12 protein-coding genes are annotated in these 11,984 nt (G+C 33.5%); 7 read left to right on the top strand and 5 right to left on the bottom strand.

The window, feature by feature from the left end:
* Positions 1–197: 197 nt before the first annotated feature.
* Positions 198–713, top strand: a complete 516-nt coding sequence (locus tag PHI47_RS10805; RefSeq protein WP_299937065.1) for a hypothetical protein — start codon at positions 198–200, stop codon at positions 711–713.
* Between the two features lie 73 nt (positions 714–786).
* Here PHI47_RS10805 and PHI47_RS10800 read toward each other — a convergent pair whose 3' ends face one another.
* Positions 787–1,392, bottom strand: a complete 606-nt coding sequence (locus PHI47_RS10800; RefSeq protein ID WP_299937062.1) for a hypothetical protein — start codon at positions 1,390–1,392, stop codon at positions 787–789.
* 307 nt (positions 1,393–1,699) lie between these two features.
* Here PHI47_RS10800 and PHI47_RS10795 point away from each other — a divergent pair, with 307 nt between their 5' ends.
* The 4 genes from PHI47_RS10795 to PHI47_RS10780 all read left to right on the top strand — a co-directional run bounded on the left by PHI47_RS10795 (position 1,700) and on the right by PHI47_RS10780 (position 6,540).
* A complete protein-coding gene (locus PHI47_RS10795) occupies positions 1,700–1,924 on the top strand; it encodes a hypothetical protein (protein ID WP_299937060.1) in 225 nt (74 codons plus the stop codon).
* Positions 1,909–3,210, top strand: coding sequence for an HD domain-containing protein (locus PHI47_RS10790; RefSeq protein WP_299937057.1), 1,302 nt, complete (start codon positions 1,909–1,911; stop codon positions 3,208–3,210). Before PHI47_RS10795 ends, PHI47_RS10790 begins: the two co-directional genes overlap by 16 nt.
* A gap of 367 nt (positions 3,211–3,577) precedes the next feature.
* A complete protein-coding gene (locus PHI47_RS10785; protein ID WP_299937054.1) occupies positions 3,578–5,338 on the top strand; it encodes a type II toxin-antitoxin system HipA family toxin in 1,761 nt (586 codons plus the stop codon).
* A gap of 38 nt (positions 5,339–5,376) precedes the next feature.
* Positions 5,377–6,540 carry a hypothetical protein gene (locus tag PHI47_RS10780; protein ID WP_299937051.1) on the top strand — a complete coding sequence of 388 codons (1,164 nt, stop codon included), beginning with the start codon at positions 5,377–5,379 and terminating at the stop codon, positions 6,538–6,540.
* A gap of 61 nt (positions 6,541–6,601) precedes the next feature.
* Here the strand turns inward: PHI47_RS10780 and PHI47_RS10775 are convergent, their stop codons facing one another.
* The 4 genes from PHI47_RS10775 to PHI47_RS10760 all read right to left on the bottom strand — a co-directional run bounded on the left by PHI47_RS10775 (position 6,602) and on the right by PHI47_RS10760 (position 11,023).
* Entirely contained in the window at positions 6,602–7,513 is a 912-nt protein-coding gene (locus PHI47_RS10775; protein WP_299937049.1) for a hypothetical protein, read from the bottom strand.
* Between the two features lie 15 nt (positions 7,514–7,528).
* Positions 7,529–8,290, bottom strand: coding sequence for a gamma-glutamylcyclotransferase (locus tag PHI47_RS10770; RefSeq protein WP_299937046.1), 762 nt, complete (start codon positions 8,288–8,290; stop codon positions 7,529–7,531).
* A 139-nt stretch (positions 8,291–8,429) separates the two neighbouring features.
* A complete protein-coding gene (locus tag PHI47_RS10765) occupies positions 8,430–9,473 on the bottom strand; it encodes an SAVED domain-containing protein (RefSeq protein WP_299937043.1) in 1,044 nt (347 codons plus the stop codon).
* 8 nt (positions 9,474–9,481) lie between these two features.
* On the bottom strand, positions 9,482–11,023 hold the full coding sequence (locus PHI47_RS10760) for a nucleotidyltransferase (protein WP_299937040.1): 1,542 nt from the start codon (positions 11,021–11,023) through the stop codon (positions 9,482–9,484).
* 246 nt (positions 11,024–11,269) lie between these two features.
* Between PHI47_RS10760 and PHI47_RS10755 the strand changes: the two genes are divergently transcribed.
* Both PHI47_RS10755 and PHI47_RS10750 read left to right on the top strand, forming a co-directional pair.
* Positions 11,270–11,563, top strand: coding sequence for a nucleotidyltransferase family protein (locus PHI47_RS10755; protein ID WP_299937037.1), 294 nt, complete (start codon positions 11,270–11,272; stop codon positions 11,561–11,563).
* The gene (locus PHI47_RS10750) at positions 11,556–11,927 is read left to right on the top strand and encodes a HepT-like ribonuclease domain-containing protein (protein WP_299937035.1); all 372 of its coding nucleotides are present in this window, start codon (positions 11,556–11,558) and stop codon (positions 11,925–11,927) included. Before PHI47_RS10755 ends, PHI47_RS10750 begins: the two co-directional genes overlap by 8 nt.
* Positions 11,928–11,984 lie beyond the last annotated feature (57 nt).

Below are 11,984 nucleotides of genomic sequence, written 5' to 3'. Positions count from 1 at the left end.
TCCTATTCGTTTCACGCACTGCTTCCAAATGGAAACTTCGAGTGAAATAGGTGGAAACATGTTTGTGAAACGGGTGGAAACATAAAAGTGAAATGACTGGAAACATGGGAGTGAAATTTACAAACAACGTATTGTCGAATCAATTCGAAAAGATCATACTTATTACAACCAACCACGAAGATAAAAAAGGAGACTTCATGAAACTAAAAACTATCCTAGCATCTATGCTGCTCACAACTACTTTTATCCATGCCGACCCTTCACCGTTTGGTTTAGAAATCGGCACATCAACAATCGGTATGATGAAAGAAAAATATAATTCCAAGTTTGTTGGAATCAATAATATTAGTCAAGGCGATGTATATGATCTTGATCCGAGTGAATTAGGGATAGAGGGGATGCAATCGGCACGAGTGATTTACGATAAAAATGGAAAGTTGATGGGAGTCTTTACCACTTTTCCAAAGGGGAAATTTCAATACCTTTTTGGTCAGATGAAAAGTAAATATAAACTGGTCACTTCTAATATTCCGTTTGTTGGAGATACCTCTGCCAAATTAACTAACGGTAATACCGAAATACAGCTCAATGCTCCGCATATGAGCTTTGAAATGGAATTGAATTACGTTGATAAAAATCTATTAAAAATTGCCAAACAAAAAAGTGCTAACGATGCCAAGCAAAAATCGAAGCATGAAGCGGAAAAATTATAATCCATAGATACAACGTTAGGGTTGAATAAAGGAATTATGAAGTGTGAAAACACACTTTTATAAAAACATAAAGCTAGTTTTTAAATAAAACTATTTTTCGTTTTTTCAATGAATAGTTATGCAATTCTACACGTTCCATCCATTTTGTTTTTGCTCTGCTTTTATTATTTTTTGAAGAACGAATAGAGACTCGTTTTTGGAGAGATTTTTCGATTAAAGGGTCCATAATCGATTCGTTAGACGTGTACAAAAAATTGAGGATGGAAGCAAAGTCATGCTCAGCGGATTTGGCTTTGATACCAAATTTTAAAAAGCAATAAATATGAAAAAAAATACCGCCTAACGGAGTACCGATTTTTTGATGTTCGTTGTAAATATTGTCGAAAAACTTTTGGAGTGATCGGTTATATTCGATTGCATATTTTTTGTATGCTTGGATTGCAAAATACAATCCCTGCTGTTCTCGGGTAGCAACTCCTTCAGCAGACATTCGACCTAAAGATTTTATATAGGCCGGTGTCGTTTGAAATCGTAACTTGATAATTAAATCAACGACCATGGTTGGATTGACTTCATTGGGCTCATTATCCGCGATAAGGGTAAGAAAAAACTCTGAATATTGATTTTTAAGCCATGTCTCAATGTAGCTTTTGATTTGTTCGTCTTTTGATTTTTGCAAAGTAGATACTCCATGTGGTTTCACAAAAAGTATTCTTACGGCTTTAATCTTAAATATATATAAATTGAATAGGTATTTTTTAGCTGTATTACTCATATGAGTATAGAATCGGATTTTCTTGCCAATATCCCAAATATTTAACTAGTTACGACAGGTAAGTTCCTATCAAAATCATTCCAAATAATTGGATTTGTATTCTTTAAAATATTCTAGAATATATTTAAAGTGATATATTAGCAATATATGCAATATATACAATATATGCAATATATGCAATAATATAAATATATAATGGTTAGGAAAAAAAATGCAAGAAAAAATTGCTGAACTTTTACTAGAAATGGAAAACAACCCTGATGCGTATCGTTCATCAGCAACGCAATGCGAAATTTATTTAAAAAATCAAAAAAAAGATATTTTGAGACTAATTGAAAACGGTGCAAGTGCTAAAGCGATATATGATAAGTTTATCGCTGAACATGTCATCCAAAACGTTTCATATAACTCATTCTACAAATGGCTAAAAAAATGATTTTTGAGTTTGATTTTTACATAAAAATAGTATTAATTATAGGCGTAATGGTTGGTGCATATTTTGTGATTGAATATCTATTTCCCACTAAAAAATTATTGTCACAATCAGCGCTTAAGCCTGTACAAAATTTAAATTCTGAAGATGGAGAAAACTTACGAGAGGAACAAATAAATTATCTCGAACCGGTTAAAAAAATTTCAGATTATGAACTCGGCAAAAGTGAGGCACCACGCTTTCAACATGCATGCATGTATAACTATTGGGATAACTACATTGCGTCGAAATATTCTCACATTAAACTTCAGGAGAAATGGAACACAAAATACTTTGAAGTTATGCGGCACTTGATGTTATACATCGATGAATTTGTCGATAAAAATTATGGTAGTACTTCTTGTACACCAGGAAGAATATTACCGACACAAAGTCGGCTAAATAGTGATTATGAATGCAACCAAATGATGATGGATGGATCAATTGAATTTTATACGAGTATTGATCTGATAGAGCATACATTTAATGTTGTTAAGATAGCTTTACGTGAAACGACTCAAAATCATGAGCCTTATATGTACTCAGGTCAAATAGGACCAATAATTATTGCCGCGTTGGCACATGATATTGGTAAGTTTGAAAAACAAAAAAATCCAAAAGAAAAACGGACGCATGAAGTTGTCAGTGTTGAGATTTTGAGAAAAAATGCTAACGGTTTAATACCAAATGATATTCTAGAAAAGATTGCTACTGCTATAACAGATCATCACCATAAAATAGATCGGAATGACTCCAATATTTATCGGTATCTTTTACAACATGCAGAGAACAAGGCTAGAAGAAAAGAGCTACAATATAGTTTAGAAAATGATCCCGAAGGACCGGTGAGATTAGTACAAGAGTGTACGCAAAAAATTCTTGAAACAAAAGAGCTATTAAAAGTTGAACTGGTGCATTTATTATCGGATATAGATAGACATTATCAGTTTGTGGTTTTTGATAAAAAACAGTATCGATATGTTTTTATATTTAATGAGCTGATGAAGAAGATTGCTCAAAAAAATCACATTGATTCTGTGTTGTATCAAAGAGCGCTTAAAAAATTATCCGAAGAGGAGATAGTAGCTTTAATCGATTTCAGTAAATATAACACTTATAAGACAACATTAAAGTATCATGACGGAGCAAGAAACATGGCGGAATTGATACCTATACGATATGAAAAATTAGGGTTCACTGCGGATGACATACTACAAAAATTCATGAAGCATATATCGCCAAAGCTATAGCAGAATATTAGAAAAAAGTTAAGGTGAATTGCCATCTACAGCGGCTGATTTTTTTTCGATGAAAAAAATAGAATTTGAAGATACAGGTTCTCTCAAGAATGTAGCGATAAGTATAATTTCAAGTAGCGAAACGGTTAATCGGAATGACTTGTATTGAATACTCATTTGAAGACTCCTTTTGTATTTAATGATGACATTATGGAGCAGCCATAGGATCAGTTTTAACATATTATTTTGAAGAGAATTTTTTTCAAAAAATACGATAGCGCTCTTCGTTGTAAAATATCGCGCCACTATTCAGTTTAAGCAAATATTTATATATATACTTATATTATCCTTAATATTAAAATAGATGCGAGCAGGTGAGATGCACAGTTCAACCCGATTGATATTAGACTATTTATCCAAACAATCCAAACCGCGTAGTCGTCAAGAGATAGAGGTGACTGTTGGATTAAAAACCACTGCGGTCAATAAATACATCAAACCGCTTGTTGAAAACGCCCGTGTCAAAAAACTCAATGAAGGAACCGCAACCAAATATAAAATCTCCGAACCCTCCACTGCGATGCAGGAATTTTATTTTCTCTATATGAATAAAATGTTGATCGGTTATTTGGGTTTTACCAAGGGGTATTATCTTTTTGCTTATGCCAATACGTATATTCAAAACGATTTTAGCGAGCCCCTTTCGACTACTCTCCCTTTAGATACGAAGATCTACCGATCTGCATCACTGTTTCCTGCGATCGAAGCCCTTTTACCTGAAGGGGTAGATAAAGAGATTTTAGAGCGAAAGAGTAAAACACCCACAGAATTTTATCTTTTTGAGTATCTCAACACCGATACCGCCGATATCATCTTTAGCCGTACTACGATGACGTTTCTAGGGAGGAGGGTAGGGTATTTCTCTTATTTGTTAGCCAAAGAGGAGATATTAAAAGAGTATACCCCCTTCCCCAACATACTCCCATATAGAATTGACTTGGAAGAAGAGATGCTTTTTCCCAAAAGTGATTTAAACGAGCAGCAAATCGAAAAGATCAAAGTGATGTCGTTATCAGGATATCAGCATAAACTCAAAGTGAGCATCGATCACAAGAAAAAGATCATATCTCAAAACCAAGACGGCGAGATCGCTTCGTATTTTATGAAACCCTACAATAAATACAAAGCTGACCCATCCAATACCCACTATTTTCCTCATTTGGCGGTAAATGAGCATCTGTATATGTCATTTGCCCGCGAAAAGCTCGGATTTGATGTACCGTATACGGCAATCTGTAGAGATAAGCCAGAGGGAGAGTTTCACTACATCATCAAATACTTCAACCGCTACAAAGGGTTTCGGTATGCCATGGATGAAGTATCTTCGATTATGGGATTGGATAGCGATACAAAGTATCAAACGACCGCAGAGAAAATGTTTACAGCCATCGAGACGGTTTTAGTGCAGGAGCAAGAAAAGATTCGGATGTTGGAATATTTTTTCTACTCCTATGTCATTATGCACGAAGACATGCATACGAAAAACCTCTCCATCATTAATGATCGCGGCAAATACTTCGCGTCACCGCTTTACGATATAGCTGCTACCGGGTTTTATGATAATGCATATGGATATGAGAGTCATTTGCCGGTATGCGGTAAACAAAACAATATCCGACTGGGCGATTTTATGGAATTAGCAAAACGGTTAAATGTGAGAAAGAGCCTGGTCAAAGAGGCATTTGGCAAGATACTCCATCAATACACGTTTGCTTTTCCAGAATACATCGAAAAAGTACGCTCCATGGGGTCGTTACCCTACTATCATAAGAAAATAAGACCCAAAGAGGGTGAAGCTGTAATGGTGGTTTCTAAATGCGTAGAGTTTGCTGATGTACTTGAGAAAAATCATCACGAGCGGGTCCAAAAACTGATCGAGTTGGAGTATTACAAACAATTCGGATTGAAAGCCTATAACGCAACCGCCGGGATCAGTGATATAGCGGGGATGAAGAACGAAGAGAAAGTGATCGATAAGCTACGGCTTTATGCCGGCGGGATTTCTCAAGAGCTGTTTAATAATCTTGGGCGATTTGGAATGTATAAGGCGATGGATGTATTGGAAAAAGAAGTTATTTGAATATTTATAATCAGCAAATATCTTAAAAAGGTTATGAAATGGAAGAATGTATGAACTTAGAGAGACGGGTTGCTGATCTTAACAAATATTTTTTCTTTGATGAGTTTACCTATTCCAATAATAAATTCAAACCTACTCCAAATATAGAGGTTGAGCTGGCGGATAACATCATTTGGATCGGAAATGTTTTGATTATATTTCAACTTAAAGAAAGGAATATAGATAATCAAACGGACGTAGAAAATGAATCGAAGTGGTTTAGTAAAAAGGTATTGACAAAAGCTGGTCAGCAGATAAGAGATTCGATCAATTATCTACATGAGAATACTTCAATTGAAATCGAGAATCATCGTGGACATCTATTTAATATCGACTTATCAACGATTGAACATATTCATAATGTCATATGTTATTTACCTCATGAAAAATTATCAGAAAAAGAGAGAAAAATAAAATTCAAAGTTAGTGAAAAGACAGGGTTTATACATATTTTCGCATATGAAGATTATCAGGGTGTTGTTAGAACATTGCTTACTCTTACAGAAGTTAGTGAATATTTACAATTTCGACAAGAAAAACTAGAAAAATGTGACAGTATAAACTTGGAAATTGCAGAACAAGCTTTAATAGGACAATTTATCAATGGGGATTTTGATGCGCCAATGAGCAACAACTTTTATTATGATTTTTTATCCCTTGATCATAAACTTGAAGAATGGGATATGTCCAGGATTATTTCAAGTTTTTCTGAAAAAATAACAACCTCAAATCATTATACTGATTATTACAAGATTGTGAGCGAAATTGCTCAATTGAAACGTAGTGAGTTACGAGAATTTAAAAAACGTTTTGAACTGTCAATGAAAAATTGTGGTGGAGAAGAATATATTTTGCCATATAGGATGCAATGTCTGAAAACTGGATGTGGGTTTGTCTTTATACCGATCAATGAACAAGCTGAAAAAGTGCGTCAGATAGGGCTCCAAAATTTGACGTATGGATGTAAATATGATTTACATGCAGAAAAATGTATCGGTATATCATTTTATCCAGATGGAGCAGGGTGGTATTTTGTAGAATGGTGTTATATGTCTTTTACATGGCAATATGACAAAGATATGAGTGAACGTTTACAGAATTCAAGCCCATTTAGACAAACAGAACTAAAGAGTGTAAACAGATACCATATGCATGGTGACTAATATATCCGCAGTGTTTAGAACAAAATAGATGAAAATGAGCCTAAAACTTCTTTACAACACATTATGCTTGACTTTGAGTGACCCCAATAATTGCTAAGGTATCGTACATTTTAGCTTGATCTTCGTCAGAATGAGTTTTAACTTTTTGTTCCTGTATAGCCTTTAGGCGGTCGCACTCTTCATCCGCATCATGATTTAGAACAGCTATATACGATTTTAGGATTGTATGAAGTTCAGGAAAAATCTGTTCAGAATATTTGCGTTGATAGTTTTCTCCACCCATCGTCCGAATCTCAATATGGGTTTTTTTATCCTCACAATCGGGACGAATGATGCACCATCCTCTACCCACTTCATCTTTTTTACTTGCAGCAGATTCGAAATTAAGGCAGTTTAAAACATTCATAACATTTCTGGAGTAATCCGGACGAGAATACCAAGTTTCGTAAAGCCCTTTTTGATTGAGTAAAAGCATCAAACCTAAAAAATCGAAATATTCGCCTTCTTTTTCAGGGCAGGAAAGGTGCAAATGCAGACCTGTCGAAGTATCTGTAATATATCCTTTTTTTTGAATTAAGGAAAGGATACTATCTAGATAATAGGGTAAATGAACTATAGGCACAATCGGTGTTGTAATCTCAAGCCCATAGGTATAATTGCGTAGGGATGAATCAGGTTTAATAATGAGTTTATCGTATTCTCTACTGCGTGCAAAATCTTTAAAAGGGTTACAAAGAATATCTTGATCTGTAATATGACTTAAATCATCAAGCAGAGCTTTTAATTCTTCATCGAAATGCTCAGGATCAAAAGCGTGAATATAAAATTCAAATTCTGCTCCTCCAATGATGCCTGAATCAATAATAGAGTTATCCAAATTATTTTCAAAGAGTAGCATCTTTCTTTGTACTTCAAGTTTTTGGCTTTTCGAAAATTCGAAATTCGAAGTTTTATTGTCATCGATGATACACACTTTATTCATATTGCCTCAAATAAATGTAATGTTTTGAAATGATTTGAACGGTATGGATGAACCTTTTTTCATTTGAGAAAGATGGATCATGCCATCATCACCATAATTAAAAATCTCTTCTAAATCTTTTTGAGAATTTTTAGAATGACGTTTTACTGAAAACATAGCACTCAAACGTTGTTTCTTAACCGTAGGCGCAAGCTCTTTTTCCCATATAGACATGGGGTTGGTACGACGTAAACGAGTAGGATTTGTAGGGCTTCGAAAATAGATCCATGCTGAGTATTTTTGTTTTTTCTCTTTTGACTCAACGCTGACTTGTTTTCTGTAATAGTAAGTTGGTGAGCCTTCAAGTTCATCAATAGATTTGAATTCATCAGCATTGGTAATTTTATAGAGTTCCCCATGAATTGAAGAGCGTTTCTCATTTTCAATAACGTAAGGGAAAAGGTTAGAAGTATCCGCGTACATCACATATTTTCCAACTGTAGTGAATTCTCCTAGATATTCTGCATTGATCAATCGGCTATGATTTTGAAACCCTTTTTTCATACTTCCGTATACAAATAAATATTGTTCAAATTGGGCACTTTTTTTATAGCGTCCCGGTCGGATTCTCGTAAGTTTTCCTTGTTTAACCAAACGTGATACGACAGTTCTGAAGGTATTTTCATTAATACTTGACGATAAATGTAAACTAGATAGAGTAAATTCTTTTGATACGGGTAATTCGTCTATGATGTGTGTGATTTCATCGCCCGTCTTGATTTTTTTCATGTTGAAATACTCTGCTTGTTTTATTTTGACTAATCATAGCATATTTGAAATGAATTTGTTTCAAATATAAATCATAGCTGGAAACTTATCAGTAAAAAATGTTTAATTAATAAGGTAATTTCAAATAATATAAAAGTATTCAATGTGTAATATTTCCTTTGTCGAACTCGATACACCAATTGTACGTTTTAGAAGCATTATCATAATTGTGCAATACTAGTACACCATGTGCATTATTCATGTAGCTTTTACCCATATTGATGTACATTGATGATTGAGCTGATACAAACAAATGTACTTTTTTATGCTGATACCATAACGTAGCAATATATACTGAAAGTTCATTTAGTAGAGCTTTTTGCGCTTCCTCATTAGTAAGCTTGTCATGCCCAATACCAAGTGAATTTTTTAAGTAAAGTGTATTGCTTTGTAATTGAGAAGGAATTGCTTCTTTGTTTACTGTAAATGTGTAACTTAATGCTATTCCAACTTCATCGGATGAGCTATTATTTAGTTCATTGATTTTATCTTCAATACTCATTTCGCTATACATTAGCTCATGACATATTTTCAGATTACTTTCGTTCATTGATGGTAATTTATACCATTTGCCTCCGCCTTGAGCATGTCTATCATAATCTAAAATTACAATATTCGAGTAAGCATTTCTAAATAAAGTACCTAAAAGAAACAAATAGGGGAAACTACCTAATGCACCGATATAAACCTTTTTTGAATGTTTATTTTGAATTCTTTGCTCAATCAATATTTTATTAAAATTGTAATTTTCAATAACCTTATCACGTTCATATGAATTTATTGTAGCTAAGTCTATTGGTATGCAATCAAATCTTTCATATTTAGGAACTGCTTGAATGGGAATATGAATATCCATATTTTCCATGCCAATACCATAAGCTAAAGTGACAGCATTATTTTTCATTATAAGATATCTGCGGATTAATATCATTAGTCCAATGAATATTAAAATATATCCAGTAATGTCAAATCCACTTGAATATGACAACATATGTTGTGTGGAATTATCTTGGTAATAATAGACTATACCCCCAATACCATTGGAAACAAGTCCAGCTCCAATTAAATATTTTGACATTGCTATTTCTGGATCACTTTTTAATAACTCAAAAATTTTCAGAATAAAATTCATTATAGTTTTCATATGCTCTCTTAAATTATTTCAACAATAAATGGTTCGCTAACTGCTATACACTGATTATGCTGTACAATATAACATCTCACAAAATGAGAACCTATATAACTTGTACTTTCTTCTCTCACTTTGCCACCTCTAGACACTTCACCATCATAAAACCCACCTCTCAGGCACTTAGCCGATTCTGCTTCTTGTCCACTATTAGCTACTTGCCAATAAAATTTTCTGCTTGAAGCAACATCATGTATTTTGGCTTCAAATCTTAAATTCCAACCTCTTCCTATCGCTTCTCCGCTTTTCAATTCTTGATGCAACATCCCATTTCTACTTTTTTGACAAACAATTTTGACTTCATTTTGAGGATTAAAAGTCCACTGTGGTTTTTGTATATGGGGTAAAGCTAAAAGTTCTTTAGCCTTAATTTTCAATTGTTCTATCATGCCAAAACTGTCACGATAAGTTGCTTGAATTGCCTTCTTACCAAATTTATTTTCTAAAAGGAATTTATTATCTCCATATTGATTAGATATAAGATAAGTGTAATCAGCTTTTAATTGATTAAGCCATTTAATAAAGTTGTCCCTTTTTACAGGGTTATCTGCCCATTTATCTGCAAAGTTTTCATTAGGATTTACTGGATTCAAGACAACACAATAACCATTCGTATTACAAGTGATATGATTTATCATTTCATATACAAGAGTGTCAAGAGTATCTTTCAAGCCTGAGGTTCCTTTGTAAGCTTTTGCCGCTAATGTCGTAATAATGATAGATATTGGCTTGTGTTCTCTATTATCTTTAAACATTATGTCTCTATGACGTTTTAAAATCATAATCGCTTTCTGAAGAGGTAATCTCATTGTATGATCAGGGATTTCTTCAATATTTGCATCACTTGCTTTAAAAAGTCTCGATTCATTTGAGAATTGAATAATCTTACATCTATCTTTGAACCATTCATGATACCCTTTTGGATTACTTTTATTCCAATTAGAGCTAATAATCCCATACTCTATCGACATATTATCTGTAATTGCAATTGCAGTAGCAGTATGTAATTTGGAAATAGCATCAAAAGCCATTCTGCTTTCTTCAATTAATCTTTTTCTAAGACCTTCTTCATCCGGGAGAGATGGGAGAATATCCATATGAAACTGTGCTGTATCAGAATATTGAAGTGTCCAACATCTTCTACCTTCATCTAATGGATTTTGAAAATTATTTGCTTTAACATATAATTTTAATTCATGTCCAACAAGCTCTTTTATTTGCTTTTGCGTTGCACTATTAACACCAAGACTGTTTAATAAACAAACTGCATCTAAGTCATATTCTTCATTTTCATTCAATGGTCTTATCGTCGTTCCCAATCTTATTGAGCCTTGTGAATAAAGCTCTGGCTTGAATTGAGCCAATAATGATCCTTCTCTACCTAACCAGCCACCAATGCTCACATAACGTTCTTCTGCTTTTTGTTGAGCCGTATCAGATATTTCCAATGACTTTACGAAATTTTGTAAAAAGTTTTCTGTTTTTTCATGAGTATTCGACAACAATCAAAGTCCTTTCATGGTTGAATATTTAAAAAAACGATGCAAACAAGATAATAGCAATCATTAGATTTAAGTCAACTATTATTCTCTAAAAAATGTTAATCAGCACAACATATGACAAATTGCAATATTTTTAGAATTCAAATTTATCTTAGGTTAACTAAAGCGAATGAAAGGAGAGCCCCATTTTACTGGGCAATTCTTTTAATGTGGTACAATACAAAGTAAGTAATTTAAAAGTAGGGTGTAATGGTTACCAAAGAGGTGATTCTTGATTTTTTTGCTAATCACAAAGATGAGTTAAGAGAAAAATACTCTCTCGTTAAAGTGGGGCTTTTTGGCAGTTATGCCAAAGGTGCGGCAACACCCGAAAGTGATATCGATATTTACGCTGAATTTGAAGATAAAAAATTCAGAAATATAGCCGGAGCTTGGAACTATTTCGAAGAAGCTTTCGGAACAAAAATAGATCTCTTGTATCCTCATAAGAATATGAGACCATCTCTAAAACAAAACATTGAGCGCGAAGTAATTTATGGATAAGAAAAATACCAATGAGTTGCTCGAATTCATTCTTCAAAGTATTGAACTCGTACAAAAACGTTTTTTAGCTATTGAACAAAGTGATGATTTTATGAAAGATGATGAGGGGTTGGAAAAGCTCGATTCAATTTCAATGCGCCTCCAAAGTATCGGTGAAGCACTCAAAAATATTTATAAAACAGACAAAGAAGTACTTGAAAACATTGCTTCGAAAAATTATTGGAGTGACATTATCAAATTTCGAGAAGTAATATCACATCACTATATTGATATTAATTCGGAAGTTGTCTTTGAAATTTGCCATGATGAATTGAATGATTTGAAAGAGAAGATCATCATAGCATTGGCTTCTCAAGAGAATTGATCAAGACATACTAGGTTAATTCATTTAGTTATTGAGTAAAATTAATATTGGTTAACA

Origin of the sequence: Sulfuricurvum sp. (assembly GCF_028713855.1) — a bacterium.
Classification (GTDB): Bacteria; Campylobacterota; Campylobacteria; order Campylobacterales; family Sulfurimonadaceae; genus Sulfuricurvum.
Note: the sequence above shows the minus strand (reverse complement) of the source record. Positions and strands in the feature narration are given on the sequence as shown.

Coding starts and splice junctions, on each gene's coding strand:
- PHI47_RS10780 (WP_299937051.1), top strand. CDS start 5,377: ATGGAAGAATGTATGAACTTAGAGAGACGGGTTGCTGATCTTAACAAA.
- PHI47_RS10765 (WP_299937043.1), bottom strand. CDS start 9,473: ATGAAAACTATAATGAATTTTATTCTGAAAATTTTTGAGTTATTAAAA.
- PHI47_RS10785 (WP_299937054.1), top strand. CDS start 3,578: ATGCACAGTTCAACCCGATTGATATTAGACTATTTATCCAAACAATCC.
- PHI47_RS10790 (WP_299937057.1), top strand. CDS start 1,909: ATGGCTAAAAAAATGATTTTTGAGTTTGATTTTTACATAAAAATAGTA.
- PHI47_RS10770 (WP_299937046.1), bottom strand. CDS start 8,290: ATGAAAAAAATCAAGACGGGCGATGAAATCACACACATCATAGACGAA.
- PHI47_RS10750 (WP_299937035.1), top strand. CDS start 11,556: ATGGATAAGAAAAATACCAATGAGTTGCTCGAATTCATTCTTCAAAGT.
- PHI47_RS10795 (WP_299937060.1), top strand. CDS start 1,700: ATGCAAGAAAAAATTGCTGAACTTTTACTAGAAATGGAAAACAACCCT.
- PHI47_RS10805 (WP_299937065.1), top strand. CDS start 198: ATGAAACTAAAAACTATCCTAGCATCTATGCTGCTCACAACTACTTTT.
- PHI47_RS10755 (WP_299937037.1), top strand. CDS start 11,270: ATGGTTACCAAAGAGGTGATTCTTGATTTTTTTGCTAATCACAAAGAT.